We start from the raw sequence: 17,612 nt of genomic DNA on the forward strand, positions 1-17,612 counted from the left end.
CATTTTCTTTTTGGTCTATGGCAAAATGGCTTTTAGTTCCTTCAGGATAGTTTGCAAGGTTACGATCGCTTTTTCTCCTTGTTGTGGTTGGTAGAGTAGTTGGAAATACTTGCGAATAGTTTCTTCAAATTGCTTAGGGAGGAGTGTACAATTGGTCTTTGCGTACTCCAACATTCGTTTTTCACCAGGATGGGTTTGCTCATTGAGCGCAAATAACAAGTCAAAGTAGGAAGCAAAAAACTCACTCGTACGATGATTCATACTGAGAAGATCTTGGCGTTTGATAGCTTTTTCTATTTGGTGAGAGAAGGCAGGCATGGCTTGTTCTAGCAAAAGGAGTTGCCTTTCGATGATATGCTTTTTGAGTTCCTGTGGATAGGGAATCTGGTAGGTTCTTTGGAGAGAAGCATAGTGTCCATTCGGGTCATATAGAATCTTGCTGTGGAGTAGATTATGCCACATACAGGTTGTATAAGAGTTTTGGGCTTGATGCTGAAAAACAGTTGAGTTCAATTCCTGTTCAAACGACTCCAGCGAACGATAAATCAACTCGATTTCGATACCGTTGTTTAGTACACAGTCGTCCTCTAACTCCCAAAACTGGTTTCCAATTTCCATATAGGAGCAGTATTTACTCAAAATTTTTAGGCGATTCGCCTCATCAATAGGAGAGTTGAGATAGACATAAACGTCATAATCAGAGTTTTGATCGTAGGCTTGTCCTGCACGAGAACCACCAAGAGCAATAGCTTCTACTTGTTCCAGTTGAGAGAATTTTTTGCAAAGTTCGTGGATCATGATTTTTCTCCTTGCTTTATGGTTTTAAAGTCATTTTACCAAAAAGTAAAACGTTTTCATAGCATTGAGTTGCTCTTTTTCATTTATAGCAAAAAATGTGAACCCTTGTTTCGAGTTCACATTTCGTTTTTATTCTGCAGCTTGTTGCCAACGTTTTGCTAGCTTATGAGACAGGCTAGAAATGGCAAAGTTAAAGATAAAGTAAATCAAGGCAATCAGGATATAAAGACTGAAGACCTGCTCTGGTTCAAAATAGCGTCCCATGAGAATTTGGCTAGCGCCAAAGAGTTCTTGTAGGGCGATAACAGAGTAGAGAAGACTGGTATCCTTAATCACAGTTACAAACTGAGAAATGATAGCTGGCAGCATTTTGCGAATCGCTTGTGGGAGAATGATGTAGTAGAGGATTTGCGCAGAGGTGAATCCTTGCGACATTCCTGCTTCATACTGCCCCTTGTCCACGGCATTAAGACCGCCCCGGATAATCTCAGCCAAGGCTGCTGAGGTAAAGAGGGTAAAGGCTGTAATACCAGCTGGTGTGGACTTCATCTTAAACACCAAAAAGATGGTGAAAATCCAGAGGAGGTTGGGAACGTTACGTACAAATTCGATATAAATGCCGGAGATGATCCGTAAGACAGGATTTTTCCCATTTCTCATGACGGCTAGCACTGTTCCGATAAGGGTCGAGAGGACGATAGCAATCAGAGAAATGTAGAGGGTCAAGCCAAATCCTTTAAAGATAAAGATTAGGTTATCTGGGGTCAAAACTTCTAAAATAGATTCCATAGTAACCTCCTAAAGTGAATAGGCTTTTTTGTTGGCTTGCTCCATCTTGCGACCAAACTGGGCAACAGGGAAGCATAGGGCAAAGTAGAGAAAAGCAGCGCCTAAAAAGGCTGGGATATAGTTTCCGTTGAGAGACGACCAAGACTTGGTCACAAACATCAAGTCTACTCCAGAGATGATGGCAACTGTAGAGGTGTTCTTGATGAGGTTGACGATTTGGTTGGTCAAAGGTGGGAGAATGATACGGAAGGCCTGAGGCAAGATAATCAAGCGCATGGCACTGATATAGGTAAAACCTTGCGACAAGGCGGCCTCCATTTGACCGCTAGGAATAGACTGAATCCCTGAACGAATAACCTCAGCGATATAGGCGCCGTGATAGAGTCCTACACAAAGTACAGCTGTCCAATAAATCGGAATCATGATGGTGTGTTCACTGATAAGAGGCAAACCATAAAAGACGATGACAAACTGCACCAAGAGGGGAGTATTTTGGTAAAATTCGACAAAGATACGAGCCAAAACACGCAAGAATGGGCGTTTGCTGGTTGACATGGCCCCAAAGAAGATGCCCAAAACCATGGCGAGGATAAAGGAACCAACCGCTAGGGCAAGGGTGAAGAGGAAACCATTGAAAAATTGTCCAAAATCCTGAAAATAGGCTGTCCAAGATGATAAATCTGTCATGGGGTGTCCTCCTTAATCTGCGGTATGGCTAGATGGTTTGAGCTTGTAACGGTCATAAAGTTTCTGCAAACTACCGTCCTTGGTCCATTTAGTGACCAAGGTATCAAGATAGTCGTTTAGCTCGGTATTTGATTTCTTGGTGACGATACCGTAGTCAGATGGTTTAAAACTGTCATCTAGTAGTTCTGTCCGTTTACTAATGTAGCCAGACAGGATAGAACGGTCCACGGAAAAGGCATCAATACGGTGAGCGTGAAGGGAAGTAATCAATTCTGGGTAGGAACCAAGTTCGACGAATTTAAAGGTTAGACCTTTCTTTTTACCCAATTCAGTAATAAGGCGTTGGGTGATGGAACCTTGGGCAACCCCAATTGTTTTTCCGTTTAGGTCCTCAATGCTTTTGATGTTGGCGGATTTATTGACCAAAAAACCAGAAGCATCCGTATAGTAGGGACTGGTAAAGTTGTAGAGTTTTTTGCGTTCATCTGTGATGGTAAAGGTTGCGATATCCATGTCGACCTGTTCATTGTCTAGGAGCGGCCCACGAGTTTGAGCGGTAACTGGAACGTAGCGAATCTTGACTTTGAGTTCGTCTGCAATCATCTTGGCTAAGTCGGTTTCGATACCAGAATAGGTCCCTGTCTTGGGGTCCTTGTAGCCAAAATTGGGAACGTCTTGTTTGACACCGACAACCAGTTCGCCTCTTTTTTGAATGTCTGCGACACTGGTATCAGCCTGGACTGGTTTGGCAGCAGCAAGGCTAAAAAGGCTAATCAATAATGCGGATAAAAAGAATTTCTTTTTCATAGGCGCCTCCTTATTTGACTTTGTCACTTTCGTGGTTGATAATTTTGCTGAGGAATTGTTGGGCACGAGGTTCGCTTGGATTGTCAAAAAAGTCATCGACATCTGTCGTATCTACTAAAACCTCTCCGTCGGCCATAAAGATAATGCGGTCCGCAACCTCTCGAGCAAAGCCCATTTCGTGGGTAACGATGATCATGTTCATCCCGTCATGCGCCAGTTTTTGCATAACTGCTAGTACATCACCGATAGTCTCAGGGTCAAGGGCAGATGTTGGCTCATCAAAGAGGAGGAGCTCAGGATGCATGGCAAGACCACGAGCAATCGCGATCCGCTGTTTTTGACCACCAGATAGCATAGCTGGATAGGAATCTTTCTTGTCCCGCATGTTTACAAATTCCAGATATTTTTGGGCTGTTTTTTCAGCTTCTTTTTTATCAATTCCTAGAACTTTTATGGGCGCTAGTGTCACGTTTTCTAACACTGTTTTGTGTGGATAAAGATTAAAATGTTGAAAAACCATGCCGACTTCCTTACGAAGAGGAACTAAATCTTTCTGACTAGCACCTGCTACTTGGTGTCCATTGACTAGGAGACTTCCTTTGTCAACAGCCTCTAAACCATTAATCGTACGGATAAGAGTGGACTTCCCAGAACCAGAAGGTCCAAGCAGGACAACAACTTGTCCTTTTTCAAAACGGAGATTGATGTCGCGGAGTGCGTGATAGTCTCCGTAATATTTTTCGACGTTTTTAAATTCTACTAAAGCCATGAGAGATCTCCTTTGTGTTAGGTTTTATAACATGATTCTACACCAAAAGAATGTTCTTGTCAAATCATATCTGAAAAAAATTCACTAAAATGTTATAAAAAAGCAATCTGGATAGAGAAAATGCCTAAATCATGTTATAATGAAACGATAGAATTCTTAGAAAGAGTGGATGTTTTTTGATAACTCCTACTTATGAATGGCAGTTTGCCCCGCAGGTTGAAGATGCGGATTTTACAAAGATAGCCAAGAAGGCTGGACTGGGTCCTGAGGTGGCTCGATTATTATTTGAAAGAGGGATTCAGGATGAAGAAAGTCTAAAGAAGGTTCTAGAACCTTCTTTAGAGGACTTACATGATCCCTATCTGCTCCATGATATGGATAAGGCAGTGAAAAGGATTCGTCAGGCTATTGAAGAAGGGGAAAACATTCTCATCTATGGAGACTACGATGCGGACGGTATGACTTCAGCTTCGATTGTGAAGGAAAGTTTGGAACAGCTTGGCGCTGAGTGCCGTGTTTACCTACCCAATCGTTTTACCGATGGCTATGGGCCAAATGCCAGTGTCTATAAATGCTTTATCGAGCAAGAGGGAATTTCCTTGATTGTGACAGTGGACAATGGGGTTGCAGGTCATGAAGCCATTGAACTGGCTCAGACTATGGGTGTGGATGTCATTGTGACCGACCACCATTCCATGCCGGAAACCCTTCCTGATGCCTATGCGATTGTTCACCCTGAGCATCCAGATGCGGATTATCCCTTCAAATATTTGGCCGGATGCGGAGTGGCTTTCAAGCTAGCTTGCGCTCTTTTAGAAGAAGTGCAAGTGGAACTACTCGATTTGGTAGCCATCGGAACTATTGCCGATATGGTGAGCTTGACGGATGAAAACCGTATCATGGTTCAATATGGTCTGGAAATGCTAGGGCATACTCAGCGTATTGGTCTACAAGAAATGATGGACATGGCTGGGATTGCTGCTAATGAAGTGACAGAAGAAACGGTTGGATTCCAGATTGCCCCTCGTTTAAATGCCTTGGGGCGATTGGACGACCCCAACCCTGCCATTGATTTGCTGACTGGGTTTGACGACGAGGAAGCGCATGAGATTGCCCTCATGATTCACCAGAAAAACGAAGAGCGCAAGGAAATCGTTCAGTCAATTTATGAAGAAGCTAAGACCATGGTGGATCCTGAGAAGAAGGTCCAGGTTTTGGCCAAGGAAGGCTGGAATCCTGGCGTTCTGGGTATCGTTGCTGGTCGTTTGTTGGAAGAGCTAGGGCAGACAGTTATTGTTCTTAATATAGAAGATGGTTGTGCCAAGGGTAGCGCTCGTAGTGTGGAAGCAGTCGATATTTTTGAAGCTCTGGATCCTCATCGAGACCTCTTTATCGCCTTTGGTGGCCATGCTGGTGCAGCAGGAATGACGCTGGAAGTGGAGAAACTTTCAGATTTATCTCAGATTTTGGAAGACTATGTCCGTGAAAAAGGTGCAGATGCTAGTGGTAAGAATAAGTTAAATCTAGATGAAGAGTTGGATTTGGAGACTCTTAGTTTAGAAACGGTTAAAAGTTTTGAACGCTTGGCACCCTTTGGAATGGACAATCAAAAACCTGTCTTTTATATCAAGGATTTTCATGTCGAAAGTACCCGTACTATGGGGGCAGGCAATGCCCACCTCAAACTAAAAATTTCCAAGGGTGAGGCGAGTTTTGAAGTGGTGGCCTTTGGACAAGGTAGATGGGCAACAGAGTTTGCCCAAACAAAAAACCTAGAATTGGCAGTCACCTTGTCTGTCAACCAATGGAATGGGCAAACTGCTTTGCAGTTGATGATGGTAGATGCGCGTGTGGAAGGTGTTCAACTCTTTAACATTCGTGGGAAGAATGCAGTCTTGCCAGAGGGAGTTCCAGTCTTGGATTTCTCTGGAGAGTTGCCGGATTTGGCGAATAGTGATGCTGTGGTTGTGGAAACCATTCCTGAAGATATTACCTTGCTGAAGACCATTTTTCAGAAAAAACATTTCTCTGCTGTCTATTTCAAAAATGACATTGATAAGGCCTACTACCTAACAGGTTATGGGACTAGAGAACAGTTTGCAAAATTGTACAAGACCATTTACCAGTTCCCAGAGTTTGATATTCGCTACAAGCTCAAAGATTTGGCAACTTATCTCAATATCCAACAAATCTTGCTGGTCAAGATGATCCAAGTATTTGAAGAGCTGGGCTTTGTGACGATCAAAGATGGTGTCATGACAGTCAATAAAGAAGCGCCGAAAAGGGAAATTGCTGAAAGTCAGATTTACCAAAAACTCAAGCAGACCGTTAAGGACCAAGAAATGATGGCGTTGGGTACCGTGCAAGAAATATATGACTTTTTAATGGAGTTATAGATGGAAAGGGACTGAGATGACCTATCTCGGTCTCTTTTTGTCGGATAAATGTAAATGCTTGATGTGGGAGTGGTTGATTGGATAGTCTTTTGGATGGTTTGCTGATGTAAAGGTTGGGGAAATGATTCATTTTTTTATTCTCTTCTATCACTTTATACGATGTCTGCTTTTAAACCTTATGTAGTAAAAGTATAAATTTTTGTAACATGACTAAAATATAACTCTAAACTAACTGACATGTAAATCAAGTATGATTTTCTTATCAAGAAAATATAAGGGGAATCCAGTTATGAAAAAAACAGTTACGAAACTGACTCTTGGTTTGACTTCTACCGCTATTTTAGCTACAGTTGGGGCTCAAACTGTGCACGCGAACTCTTACGTTGTCCAAGACGGTGATTCATTTTATGCCATCGCAACTGCAAACGACATGGATCCGCATGAGTTGGCAGCTTTGAATGGAAAAACCATCTTTGATACTATCCACCCAGGCGATGTATTGGAAGTGAGTGGTTCCGCTCAGGCTAGCTCTACCTACAGTGCTCCAGCTAGCACTGCGAATGTGGTATCGGATACAGAGTATGTTGTCGAAAAGACTCCGACAAACTATGGAAACTCTTATCCTGTTGGTCAGTGTACATGGGGTGTGAAAGAATTATCGCCTTGGGCTAGCAACTGGTGAGGAAATGCCAACACATGGGCAATCTACGCGAGTGCTCAAGGCTATAAGACAGGAAGTGTTCCAGTAGTAGGAGCAATCGCCGTTTGGGATGGTGGTGAATATGGACACGTTGCTTATGTAACAGATGTTCAAAGTGAAAACTCTATCTAGGTATTGGAAGCAAACTACAGACGTCAAAAGCAGATTGCAAATTACCGTGGCTTCTTTAATCCTCATGAATTTTTAGGTAACGTCACTTATATCTATCCAAACTAAAGATGATAAAAAGATTTAGAGTTTCTAAGTCTTTTTTCTTTTTGAAAAAATTTCCTAACGTTATCCTCTATCTTAATGGATAATTGCTGAAAAATTTTTAGATTTTGTAGCGAACAGGAAATTCTCGCTTTTGGATGTAGATAAACCATGCCTTTGTAGAAAATAGTTCTCAAGTCGAGAGGTAAAAGCAAGTTTTTTTGAACTAAAAGAGAAATTTAGAGTTCGAGAAAGGTATCTGAAATCAAATTGATTCAAAAAGCCCATATTTTTGATGGTGCAATCCTTCCATTATCTTCGATGAAGCCTCCAAAAGAGAAGTCAAAGTAAAAGAATTCGATTCACAGTAGTGACTAATCTCTAGTTAAAAACCGATCTTCGTTTTGAAAATAATCAAAAAAATGGTATAATGGTAGGAAAAGATTCGGCTGAAAGTTTTAGAACTTTTAGAATAAGAGGGTGAATTCGCCCTATAATCAAGATAAATGAAGTTTCGGAGGAAAAATGAGTAATATTAGTTTAACAACACTAGGTGGTGTACGAGAAAATGGTAAAAATATGTACATCGCTGAAATCGATGGTTCTATTTTTGTTTTGGATGCAGGGCTTAAATACCCTGAAAATGAACAACTAGGGGTTGATGTCGTCATTCCAAATATGGACTACCTTTTTGAAAATAGCGATCGTATCGCAGGGGTCTTTTTGACCCACGGACATGCGGATGCCATTGGTGCCCTGCCTTATCTTTTGGCAGAGGCTAAGGTGCCTGTGTTTGGTTCTGAGTTGACCATTGAGTTGGCCAAACTCTTTGTCAAAGGGAATGATACGGTTAAGAAATTCAATGACTTTCATGTGATTGATGAAGATACGGAGATCGACTTTGGAGGGACTGTGGTTTCCTTCTTCCGTACAACTCACTCTATCCCAGAAAGTTTGGGAATAGTCCTGAAAACAACTGAAGGTAGCATTGTTTACACAGGCGACTTCAAGTTTGACCAGACAGCCAGTGAATCCTATGCGACTGATTTTGCTCGTTTGGCAGAGATTGGTCGTGATGGTGTTTTGGTGCTCCTCAGTGACTCTGCGAATGCAGACAGCAATATCCAGGTGGCGAGTGAGAGCGAAGTTGGAGACGAAATTACCCAGACCATTGCAGACTGGGAAGGTCGTATCATCGTTGCAGCAGTTGCCAGCAACCTTTCTCGTATCCAGCAGGTTTTTGATGCTGCAGCAGATACAGGACGCAGAGTTGTTTTGACTGGATTTGATATTGAAAATATCGTCCGCACTGCGATTCGTCTCAAAAAATTATCTCTAGCTAATGAAAGTCTCTTGATTAAACCAAAAGAAATGTCTCGTTTTGAAGACCATGAGTTGATTATCCTTGAGACGGGCCGTATGGGTGAACCTATCAATGGACTTCGTAAGATGTCTATTGGACGCCACCGCTATGTGGAAATCAAAGATGGGGACTTGGTCTATATCGTAACGACTCCATCTATCGCCAAAGAAGCCGTCATGGCGCGTGTTGAAAACATGATCTATCAAGCTGGTGGTGTAGTGAAACTCATTACTCAAAGCTTGCGAGTATCCGGACACGGGAATGCGCGTGATTTGCAGTTGATGATCAATCTTTTGCAACCAAATTACCTCTTCCCTATCCAAGGGGAGTACCGTGAGTTGGATGCGCATGCCAAGGCTGCTATGGCAGTTGGGATGTTGCCGGAACGCATTTTCATCCCTAAAAAGGGAACGACCATGTCTTATGAACATGGAGACTTTGTCCCAGCTGGAGCAGTTTCCGCAGGTGATGTCTTGATTGACGGAAATGCCATCGGGGATGTTGGAAATGTGGTCCTTCGTGACCGTAAGGTCTTGTCAGAGGATGGGATCTTTATCGTGGCAATCACTGTCAACCGTCGTGAGAAAAAAATTGTGGCCAAGGCCCGTGTTCATACGCGTGGATTTGTTTATCTCAAGAAGAGCCGTGATATTCTCCGTGAAAGTTCAGAATTGATTAACCAAACGGTAGAAGAGTATCTTCAAGGTGATGACTTTGACTGGGCAGATCTCAAAGGAAAGGTTCGTGACAATTTGACCAAGTACCTCTTTGATCAAACCAAACGTCGCCCAGCAATTTTGCCAGTCGTGATGGAAGCTAAATAATAAGCAGAATACCTACAGAAAAAGTCGAAATTCGGCTTTTTCTTATAGAATAGTAAAAGGAGACAACCATGGCAGTTATGAATATTGAGTATTACTCAAAAGTTTTGGATATGGAGTGGGGTGTTACCGTACTCTATCCAGATGCTAGTCGGGTGACTGAACCAGATTGCACAGATATTCCTGTCCTTTATCTTTTGCACGGAATGTCAGGAAACCAAAATAGCTGGCTCAAACGTACCAATGTCGAACGCTTGTTGCGCGGAACCAATCTCATTGTTATCATGCCCAATACTAGCAATGGCTGGTACACAGATACTCAGTATGCCTTTAACTACTATACTGCTCTAGCAGAAGAACTCCCCCAAGTCATGAAACGTTTCTTCCCCAATATGACCAGCAAGCGAGAAAAGATCTTTATAGCAGGCCTATCCATGGGTGGATACGGTTCCTTCAAACTCGCTCTATCGACAAATCGTTTTTCTCATGCGGCTAGTTTTTCTGGTGCGCTCAGTTTTCAGGAATTTTCTCCTGAAAGTCAGGATCTGGGGTCACTTGCCTACTGGCGAGGAGTTTTTGGAGAGATTAAAGACTGGACAGCTAGTCCTCATTCGCTTGAAAGCATGGCTGAAAAATCCGATAAAAAGACCAAACTATGGGCTTGGTGTGGGGAACAAGACTATCTCTACTCTGCCAATAATCTCGCAGTGAAAAACCTCAAAAAGCTTGGTTTTGAGGTGACCTATAGTCACAGTCCAGGTAAGCACGAGTGGTACTACTGGGAAAAACAATTGGAACGTTTTTTAGCTACTCTACCAATTGACTTTGTCTTGGAAGAGCGCTTATCTTAGTTTTAGGTTTCTTTCAGCTTTCTTCAGTAAAATAGAGAATCTATCTTGATCAAGGAGAATGTGATTTCAAGATAGGTTCTTATTTTTATGAAAGGTGGGACGTCATGTTCTGGATTATTCGATTATTCTTCCGATTTCTGTTGGGAATTTGGCGTTTCTTCTGGCGTCTGGTTTGGACTGTGGTCATTCTACTGCTCATTGCTTTTGGAGTGGTTTGGTATCTGTCTGGTGATTTTCATTCTGCGGTCAATCAGGTTGAAAAAATGAGCAAGATTGGTCAAGGTGGCTGGAATCAATGGAAGGAGACGGGAACGCTGGAAGCCTTGTCTCAGACAGACAGTCACCAACATGCAGAAGGCAAGTGGGCTCAAGCCTCAGCTCGCATCTATATTGAGCCTCAAATGGATGAAACCTTCCAAGGTGCCTATGCAGAAGCCATAAAAAACTGGAATCAAACGGGAGCCTTTACCTTTGAGGTGGTTGCGGATCCTAGCCAGGCAGATATTGTGGCAAGTGAGATGAATGATGGATCGACCGCTGTGGCAGGTCAAGCCGAGAGTCAAACCAATTTGTTAACCAAACAATTTATATCTGTAACGGTTCGCCTGAATCACTATTATCTATCCAATCCAAACTATGGTTATTCTTATGACCGAATCGTGCACACGGCGGAGCACGAGCTGGGGCATGCCATCGGATTGGATCATACCAACGAGACTTCTGTCATGCAGCCAGCAGGTTCCTACTATGGAATTCAGCCTCAGGATGTGAAGGCTGTTCAAGAACTCTATACCAGTAGTGACTAGATGAAGTCGGTGCAATCTACAATAAAATCAAAGTTCCTCCATCAAGTGATTGGTGTGGCTTTTTGTTCGTCCTGTCACGGCCTTTTTGCTATAATGGAACTATGAATAACTTGATCAAATCAAAACTAGAGCTCTTGCCGACCAGCCCTGGTTGTTACATTCACAAAGATAAAAACGGTACCATTATCTATGTTGGAAAGGCTAAAAATCTGCGCAACCGTGTGCGCTCCTATTTCCGTGGAAGTCACGATACCAAGACTGAGGCTCTGGTATCTGAAATTGTGGATTTTGAATTTATCGTCACTGAGTCCAATATCGAAGCGCTTCTCCTAGAAATTAACCTCATCAAGGAAAATAAGCCCAAGTACAATATCATGCTCAAGGATGATAAGTCTTATCCCTTCATCAAAATCACCAATGAGCGTTATCCTCGATTGATTATCACCCGTCGGGTCAAAAAGGACGGAGGTCTCTACTTTGGTCCCTATCCAGATGTAGGGGCAGCAAATGAAATCAAGCGACTACTGGATCGGATTTTTCCTTTTCGAAAATGTACCAACCCGCCTTCAAAGGTTTGTTTTTACTACCATATTGGCCAGTGTATGGCCCACACCATCTGTAAAAAAGATGAGGTCTATTTCAAGTCCATGGCTCAGGAGGTTTCTGATTTCCTAAAAGGACAGGATGATAAAATCATCGATGATCTCAAGAGTAAAATGGCAAAGGCGGCTCAAAGTATGGAGTTTGAACGTGCGGCGGAATACCGTGACCTGATTCAGGCCATTGGAACGCTTCGGACCAAGCAACGGGTTATGGCAAAGGATCTCCAAAATCGGGATGTCTTTGGCTACTATGTGGACAAGGGTTGGATGTGTGTCCAGGTTTTCTTTGTTCGTCAAGGCAAGCTCATTGAGAGGGACGTCAATCTCTTCCCCTACTACAATGATCCGGATGAGGACTTCTTGACCTACGCGGGGCAGTTTTATCAAGAAAAATCCCACCTGGTTCCCAATGAAGTATTGATTCCGCAGGATATTGACGAAGAAGCCGTCAAGGCCTTGGTGGATACCAAGATTCTCAAACCCCAACGTGGAGAGAAAAAACAACTGGTCAATCTAGCCATAAAAAATGCCCGTGTTAGTCTGGAGCAGAAGTTCAATCTGCTAGAAAAATCTGTTGAAAAGACCCAAGGAGCTATTGAAAATCTGGGACGCTTGCTCCAAATCCCGACCCCAGTCCGCATCGAGTCCTTTGATAACTCTAATATCATGGGAACCAGTCCGGTGTCTGCCATGGTGGTCTTTGTCAATGGTAAACCCAGTAAGAAGGATTACCGTAAGTACAAGATAAAAACGGTTGTTGGACCAGACGATTATGCCAGTATGCGTGAAGTCATTTGCAGACGTTATGGTCGAGTTCAACGAGAAGGTTTAACCCCGCCAGATTTGATTGTTATTGATGGGGGGCAAGGTCAAGTCAATATTGCCAAGCAAGTCATACAAGAAGAGCTAGGTTTGGATATCCCAATTGCAGGTCTGCAAAAGAATGATAAGCACCAAACCCATGAACTGCTCTTTGGAGATTCACTGGAAGTGGTGGAGTTGTCTCGCAATTCTCAGGAATTTTTCCTCCTCCAACGCATCCAAGATGAGGTCCACCGCTTTGCCATCACATTCCACCGGCAACTGCGCTCCAAAAACTCCTTTTCATCACAATTGGATGGGATTGACGGTCTTGGACCTAAACGCAAGCAGAATCTCATGAAGCATTTCAAGTCTCTCGCTAAAATCAAGGAAGCCAGTGTAGATGAAATTGTCGAAGTTGGGGTACCAAGGGCAGTCGCAGAAGCTGTTCAGAGAAAGTTGAACCCGCATGAAGAAGTGGAGTTGGCTCAAGTAGCGGAACCATTAAGAGAATTGGAATAAGTATCTAGATAGAAAGTAGAAGAAATGAATAGGATTGAGATTGACAGAGATATACTCCTTTTTTTACGATTTGCTTACTTTGGGAATTCAAAAGATTTATTTTTGGCTGCAACTACAAGAGCCTATCTGGATTTTAATCGAACCTTGCGATTTCATGGCATGCCAGATGAACAGCGCTTGGAGATGAGAAATCGGGCCTCTAAGTGTATCAAAGAAGCGATTTTAAATCTCTTGAATCGGGACAAGCTGTGTCAAACTGATTTTGATAGTTGGCATCATAGGACTTGTGATGTTCTAATAGATTGCTATCGCTCAAATGGGATTCGATTCACTTATGGTCATGCTCAAAAGTGGATTAATATGACTTTCAAGTATCTGTATATGCTTGAAGCTGTAACCCTAGACTCCGTTTTTCCTTTTTTATACGTACCGATAGATAACATCGTGTTAGAGAGGGCTAAAAAACAGTTGTGTATCCCCAGACCTTCTCAAGCGTGGAGTAGTTGGGGAGATTACGCTTTCTATCTTCAATATCAAGGTTATTTGAGACAAAGAATAGGCAAGGAAAATCCTCTTCGTTGGGAGTTTCACAATTGGCTAGATGAAATAGAAAAAGGAAACCATCATGAACCATAAAATCGCAATTTTATCAGATATTCATGGAAATGTGACTGCCTTAGAAGCAGTGATTGCAGATGCTAAAGCACAAGGAGTCAGTGAATACTGGCTTCTGGGGGATATTTTTCTTCCCGGTCTAGGTGCAAATGATCTGGTTGCTCTGCTAAAGAATCTTCCTATCACAGCGACTGTCCGCGGAAACTGGGATGATCGTGTCCTTGAGGCTTTAGATGGGCAATATGGCTTAGAAGACCCACAGGAAGTCCAGCTCATGCGATTGACCCAGTTTTTGATGGAGCGAATGGATCCTGAAACGATTGTCTGGCTACGAAACTTACCTATGCTAGAAAAGAAAGAAGTTGACGGACTGCGCTTTTTTCTTTCTCATAATTTGCCAAATAAGAACTATGGTGGTGACTTGTCTGTTGGGAATAACACAGATAAATTTGACCAACTCCTAGATGAGAAAACGGACGTGGCAATCTATGGTCATGTCCACAAGCAGTTGCTTCGTTACGGCAGTCAAGGGCAACAAATCATCAATCCAGGTACGATTGGCATGCCCTATTTTGATTGGGAAAAGTTAAAAAATCACCGTGCCCAGTATGCCGTGATAGAAGTGGAAGATGGGGAATTGGTAAACATTCTATTCCGAAAAGTTTCTTATGATTATGAAGCGGAGTTAGAATTGGCCAAGTCCAAGGGGCTTCCTTTTATCGAAATGTATGAATAATTACGCCGAGAAGACAACTATCGGGGGCACAATATGGAACTCTTAGCTAGTTTAATTGAAAAGCATGGGTATGTAGAGGATGTGAAGGATTTCTTGGAGGCTATAAAGTCAGAATACAAGATAGACTAGTTTCTTTAACCCCCTGAAAATTAGTTGGAACTGGATGAGGGAATTCCTGACTTAAATGATGGATATCGTTTGGTTACTCATCCTTGTTCCAATTTCTTTCTATGAAAAATCTCTGCAAGCTCTTTCAAAATATGGTAGAATGGATGCAGTAGAATTAGAAAAGGAAATCGATTATGAAATTTCTTGAATTAAATAAAAAACGTCATGCGACTAAGCATTTTACTGATAAACCAGTAGATCCCAAAGATGTGCGTACGGCTATCGAAATCGCAACCTTGGCCCCAAGTGCCCACAACAGCCAGCCATGGAAGTTTGTAGTCGTTCGTGAGAAAAATGCTGAATTGGCAACCTTGGCTTATGGTTCGAACTTTGAACAGGTATCAACAGCGCCTGTAACCATTGCCTTGTTTACAGATACAGATTTGGCTAAACGTGCCCGCAAGATTGCCAGAGTTGGCGGTGCTAATAACTTTTCTGAAGAGCAACTTCAATATTTTATGAAGAATCTGCCTGCTGAATTTGCACGTTACAGTGAACAACAGGTCAGCGACTACCTAGCTCTCAATGCTGGTTTGGTTGCCATGAACTTGGTTTTGGCTCTGACAGACCAAGGAATCGGTTCTAACATTATCCTTGGATTTGACAAATCAAAAGCCAACGAAGTTTTGGATATCGAAGACCGTTTCCGCCCAGAACTCTTGATCGCAGTGGGTTACACAGATGAAAAGTTGGAACCAAGCTACCGCTTGCCAGTGGATGAAATCATCGAGAAAAGATAGAAAGAAGAAAAAATGACAGCAATTGATTTTACAGCAGAAGTAGAAAAACGCAAAGAAGACCTCTTGGCTGACTTGTTTAGCCTTTTGGAAATCAATTCAGAACGTGATGATAGCAAGGCAGATGCGCAACATCCATTTGGACCTGGCCCAGTAAAAGCCTTGGAAAAATTCCTTGAAATCGCAGACCGTGACGGCTATCCAACTAAGAATGTCGATAACTACGCAGGACATTTTGAGTTTGGTGAAGGAGAAGAAGTTCTCGGAATCTTTGCCCACATGGACGTTGTGCCTGCTGGTAGCGGTTGGGACACAGATCCTTACACACCAACTATCAAAAATGGTCGCCTTTATGCGCGTGGAGCTTCAGACGACAAGGGGCCTACAACAGCTTGTTACTATGGTTTGAAAATCATCAAAGAATTGGGCCTTCCAACTTCTAAGAAAGTTCGCTTTATTGTTGGAACAGACGAAGAATCAGGTTGGGCAGACATGGACTACTACTTTGAACATGTAGGACTTGCGAAACCAGACTTTGGATTCTCACCAGATGCTGAATTCCCGATCATCAATGGTGAAAAAGGAAACATCACGGAATACCTCCACTTTGCAGGTGAAAATACAGGTGCAGCCCGTCTTCACAGCTTCACAGGTGGTTTGCGTGAAAACATGGTACCTGAATCAGCAACAGCAGTTGTTTCAGGCGACCTGGCTGACTTACAAGCTAAACTAGATGCCTTTGTTGCAGAACACAAACTCAGAGGAGAACTCCAAGAAGAAAACGGCCAGTACAAGGTGACTGTGATTGGTAAATCAGCTCATGGTGCTATGCCTGCATCAGGTGTCAATGGTGCGACCTACCTGGCCCTCTTCCTCAGTCAGTTTGACTTTGCAGGACCTGCAAAAGACTACCTCGACATCGCTGGTAAGATTCTTTTGAACGACCATGAGGGTGAAAATCTCAAGGTTGCTCATGTAGATGAAAAGATGGGTGCCCTTTCTATGAATGCCGGTGTCTTCCGCTTCGATGAAACAAGTGCTGGCAATACCATTGCCCTTAACTTCCGTTATCCAAAAGGAACAAGCCCAGAGCAAATCAAGTCAATCCTTGAAAACTTGCCAGTTGATTCTGTTAGCCTTTCTGAACACGGTCACACACCTCACTACGTGCCAATGGAAGATCCACTTGTACAAACCTTGTTGAATGTTTATGAAAAACAAACGGGTCTTAAAGGTCACGAGCAAGTCATCGGAGGTGGAACCTTTGGCCGCTTGCTGGAACGTGGAGTTGCCTACGGTGCCATGTTCCCAGACTCAATCGATACCATGCACCAAGCCAACGAATTTATCGCCTTGGACGATCTCTTCCGAGCAGCGGCAATCTATGCAGAAGCTATTTATGAATTGATCAAATAAAACGATAGAAGTCTGAGATTGTATGCTTGGACTTCTTTTTGGAGGGAAAACAGATGTCTCAAATTGAAAGAATCAAGCAAGCCATTATGGCGGATCCACAGAATACCAGCTATACAGAATGTGGAATCGAACCTCTCTTTGCAGCGCCAAAGACAGCTCGCATCAATATTGTCGGTCAGGCTCCTGGGCTTAAAACGCAAGAAGCTGGGATTTATTGGAAGGATAAGAGTGGCGATCGCTTGCGGGACTGGTTAGGTGTGGATGAGGACACCTTTTACAATTCAGGTTATTTCGCAGTATTGCCCATGGATTTCTACTTTCCGGGGCATGGCAAGTCAGGTGATCTTCCACCTCGTACAGGTTTCGCAGAAAAATGGCATCCGCAACTCTTGCAAGAGTTGCCCAATATCCAATTAACTCTCTTGATTGGGCAATATGCCCAAGCCTATTATTTACAGGAGAAAGTTAGTGGCAAGGTGACCGACCGTGTGCATCGGTTTAAGGATTATTTGCCTGATTATTTCCCTTTGGTGCATCCGTCACCTCGTAATCAAATCTGGATGGCTAAGAATCCTTGGTTTGAGTCAGAAGTGGTGCCCGATTTGAAAAAAAGAATTCAAAAGATTCTTGGAGAAACAAAATGAAAGAAATTACTTTTAACGATTTTTACCAGCTTTATCAAAATGAGCAACTTTCTCTAGTGGACGTGAGAGAAGCAGAAGAGTTCGAGACGCTTCATTTAGAAGGCGCACACAACCTACCACTTAGTCAATTGGCTGATACTTATGATCAGTTGGATAAGGAGCTCTTGCATTATGTCATTTGTAAATCTGGGATGAGGTCAGCGCGTGCTTGTCAATTTCTAGCTGAACAGGGTTATGACGTTATCAATGTCCAAGGTGGAATGACGGCCTTTGAAAATCTTTAAACCTCTATGGTGATAGACCCTAATCTTCCCTTGCGGCTCTATGTCAACTGTAGTGGGTGACCTATAACTAAGCACGAGAGGAGACGA

At 42.9% G+C, this 17,612-nt stretch carries 16 protein-coding genes and 2 pseudogenes; 13 read left to right on the forward strand and 5 right to left on the reverse strand.

Annotated features, from left to right (window positions below):
• Positions 1 to 15: 15 nt before the first annotated feature.
• The 5 genes from Q4A91_RS00480 to Q4A91_RS00500 all read right to left on the reverse strand — a co-directional run bounded on the left by Q4A91_RS00480 (position 16) and on the right by Q4A91_RS00500 (position 3,850).
• Positions 16 to 798 carry a DUF4037 domain-containing protein gene (locus tag Q4A91_RS00480; protein ID WP_303203988.1) on the reverse strand — a complete coding sequence of 261 codons (783 nt, stop codon included), beginning with the start codon at positions 796 to 798 and terminating at the stop codon, positions 16 to 18.
• Positions 799 to 927: 129 nt separating this feature from the next.
• On the reverse strand, positions 928 to 1,587 hold the full coding sequence (locus Q4A91_RS00485) for an amino acid ABC transporter permease (RefSeq protein WP_303203989.1): 660 nt from the start codon (positions 1,585 to 1,587) through the stop codon (positions 928 to 930).
• A gap of 9 nt (positions 1,588 to 1,596) precedes the next feature.
• Entirely contained in the window at positions 1,597 to 2,274 is a 678-nt protein-coding gene (locus tag Q4A91_RS00490; protein ID WP_303203990.1) for an amino acid ABC transporter permease, read from the reverse strand.
• Positions 2,275 to 2,286: 12 nt separating this feature from the next.
• On the reverse strand, positions 2,287 to 3,081 hold the full coding sequence (locus Q4A91_RS00495) for a transporter substrate-binding domain-containing protein (RefSeq protein WP_303203991.1): 795 nt from the start codon (positions 3,079 to 3,081) through the stop codon (positions 2,287 to 2,289).
• 10 nt (positions 3,082 to 3,091) lie between these two features.
• Positions 3,092 to 3,850 (reverse strand): amino acid ABC transporter ATP-binding protein, encoded by a 759-nt coding sequence (locus Q4A91_RS00500; protein WP_303203992.1) that lies wholly within the window; start codon positions 3,848 to 3,850, stop codon positions 3,092 to 3,094.
• Between the two features lie 176 nt (positions 3,851 to 4,026).
• On the opposite strand from Q4A91_RS00500, the gene recJ reads away from it, so the two are divergent.
• The 13 genes and pseudogenes from recJ (at position 4,027) to Q4A91_RS00565 (ending at position 17,525) form a co-directional block, all read left to right on the forward strand.
• The gene (gene recJ, locus Q4A91_RS00505) at positions 4,027 to 6,246 is read left to right on the forward strand and encodes a single-stranded-DNA-specific exonuclease RecJ (RefSeq protein ID WP_303203993.1); all 2,220 of its coding nucleotides are present in this window, start codon (positions 4,027 to 4,029) and stop codon (positions 6,244 to 6,246) included.
• Between the two features lie 289 nt (positions 6,247 to 6,535).
• Positions 6,536 to 7,183, forward strand: a pseudogene (locus tag Q4A91_RS00510) (CHAP domain-containing protein).
• Between the two features lie 501 nt (positions 7,184 to 7,684).
• Entirely contained in the window at positions 7,685 to 9,346 is a 1,662-nt protein-coding gene (locus tag Q4A91_RS00515) for a ribonuclease J (RefSeq protein ID WP_303203995.1), read from the forward strand.
• 68 nt (positions 9,347 to 9,414) lie between these two features.
• The gene (locus tag Q4A91_RS00520) at positions 9,415 to 10,194 is read left to right on the forward strand and encodes an alpha/beta hydrolase family protein (protein ID WP_303203997.1); all 780 of its coding nucleotides are present in this window, start codon (positions 9,415 to 9,417) and stop codon (positions 10,192 to 10,194) included.
• 104 nt (positions 10,195 to 10,298) lie between these two features.
• Entirely contained in the window at positions 10,299 to 11,000 is a 702-nt protein-coding gene (locus Q4A91_RS00525; protein ID WP_303203998.1) for a M57 family metalloprotease, read from the forward strand.
• A 101-nt stretch (positions 11,001 to 11,101) separates the two neighbouring features.
• Positions 11,102 to 12,925 carry an excinuclease ABC subunit UvrC gene (uvrC, locus tag Q4A91_RS00530; protein ID WP_303204000.1) on the forward strand — a complete coding sequence of 608 codons (1,824 nt, stop codon included), beginning with the start codon at positions 11,102 to 11,104 and terminating at the stop codon, positions 12,923 to 12,925.
• Between the two features lie 24 nt (positions 12,926 to 12,949).
• Positions 12,950 to 13,561: a hypothetical protein gene (locus Q4A91_RS00535; protein ID WP_303204001.1), complete on the forward strand. Its 612-nt coding sequence runs from the start codon at positions 12,950 to 12,952 to the stop codon at positions 13,559 to 13,561.
• Positions 13,551 to 14,405, forward strand: a pseudogene (locus tag Q4A91_RS00540) (metallophosphoesterase). The gene Q4A91_RS00535 and the pseudogene Q4A91_RS00540 overlap by 11 nt, the downstream one beginning before the upstream one ends.
• 55 nt (positions 14,406 to 14,460) lie before the next feature.
• Positions 14,461 to 14,592: a hypothetical protein gene (locus Q4A91_RS00545; RefSeq protein WP_303204002.1), complete on the forward strand. Its 132-nt coding sequence runs from the start codon at positions 14,461 to 14,463 to the stop codon at positions 14,590 to 14,592.
• Positions 14,579 to 15,184, forward strand: a complete 606-nt coding sequence (locus Q4A91_RS00550) for a nitroreductase family protein (RefSeq protein WP_303204003.1) — start codon at positions 14,579 to 14,581, stop codon at positions 15,182 to 15,184. Before Q4A91_RS00545 ends, Q4A91_RS00550 begins: the two co-directional genes overlap by 14 nt.
• A 12-nt stretch (positions 15,185 to 15,196) precedes the next feature.
• Entirely contained in the window at positions 15,197 to 16,597 is a 1,401-nt protein-coding gene (gene pepV, locus Q4A91_RS00555) for a dipeptidase PepV (RefSeq protein ID WP_303204004.1), read from the forward strand.
• A 53-nt stretch (positions 16,598 to 16,650) separates the two neighbouring features.
• Entirely contained in the window at positions 16,651 to 17,241 is a 591-nt protein-coding gene (locus tag Q4A91_RS00560) for a uracil-DNA glycosylase family protein (protein WP_303204005.1), read from the forward strand.
• Complete coding sequence (locus tag Q4A91_RS00565; RefSeq protein ID WP_303204006.1) at positions 17,238 to 17,525, forward strand: rhodanese-like domain-containing protein; 288 nt, start codon at positions 17,238 to 17,240, stop codon at positions 17,523 to 17,525. Before Q4A91_RS00560 ends, Q4A91_RS00565 begins: the two co-directional genes overlap by 4 nt.
• Positions 17,526 to 17,612: the final 87 nt, after the last annotated feature.

Origin of the sequence: Streptococcus sp., from assembly GCF_030528045.1 — a bacterium.
Lineage (GTDB): Bacteria > Bacillota > Bacilli > Lactobacillales > Streptococcaceae > Streptococcus.

Coding starts and splice junctions, on each gene's coding strand:
- Q4A91_RS00515 (WP_303203995.1), top strand. CDS start 7,685: ATGAGTAATATTAGTTTAACAACACTAGGTGGTGTACGAGAAAATGGT.
- pepV (WP_303204004.1), top strand. CDS start 15,197: ATGACAGCAATTGATTTTACAGCAGAAGTAGAAAAACGCAAAGAAGAC.
- Q4A91_RS00490 (WP_303203990.1), bottom strand. CDS start 2,274: ATGACAGATTTATCATCTTGGACAGCCTATTTTCAGGATTTTGGACAA.
- Q4A91_RS00520 (WP_303203997.1), top strand. CDS start 9,415: ATGGCAGTTATGAATATTGAGTATTACTCAAAAGTTTTGGATATGGAG.
- Q4A91_RS00480 (WP_303203988.1), bottom strand. CDS start 798: ATGATCCACGAACTTTGCAAAAAATTCTCTCAACTGGAACAAGTAGAA.
- Q4A91_RS00560 (WP_303204005.1), top strand. CDS start 16,651: ATGTCTCAAATTGAAAGAATCAAGCAAGCCATTATGGCGGATCCACAG.
- Q4A91_RS00500 (WP_303203992.1), bottom strand. CDS start 3,850: ATGGCTTTAGTAGAATTTAAAAACGTCGAAAAATATTACGGAGACTAT.
- Q4A91_RS00545 (WP_303204002.1), top strand. CDS start 14,461: ATGATGGATATCGTTTGGTTACTCATCCTTGTTCCAATTTCTTTCTAT.
- Q4A91_RS00485 (WP_303203989.1), bottom strand. CDS start 1,587: ATGGAATCTATTTTAGAAGTTTTGACCCCAGATAACCTAATCTTTATC.
- Q4A91_RS00495 (WP_303203991.1), bottom strand. CDS start 3,081: ATGAAAAAGAAATTCTTTTTATCCGCATTATTGATTAGCCTTTTTAGC.
- Q4A91_RS00565 (WP_303204006.1), top strand. CDS start 17,238: ATGAAAGAAATTACTTTTAACGATTTTTACCAGCTTTATCAAAATGAG.
- Q4A91_RS00535 (WP_303204001.1), top strand. CDS start 12,950: ATGAATAGGATTGAGATTGACAGAGATATACTCCTTTTTTTACGATTT.
- uvrC (WP_303204000.1), top strand. CDS start 11,102: ATGAATAACTTGATCAAATCAAAACTAGAGCTCTTGCCGACCAGCCCT.
- Q4A91_RS00525 (WP_303203998.1), top strand. CDS start 10,299: ATGTTCTGGATTATTCGATTATTCTTCCGATTTCTGTTGGGAATTTGG.
- Q4A91_RS00550 (WP_303204003.1), top strand. CDS start 14,579: ATGAAATTTCTTGAATTAAATAAAAAACGTCATGCGACTAAGCATTTT.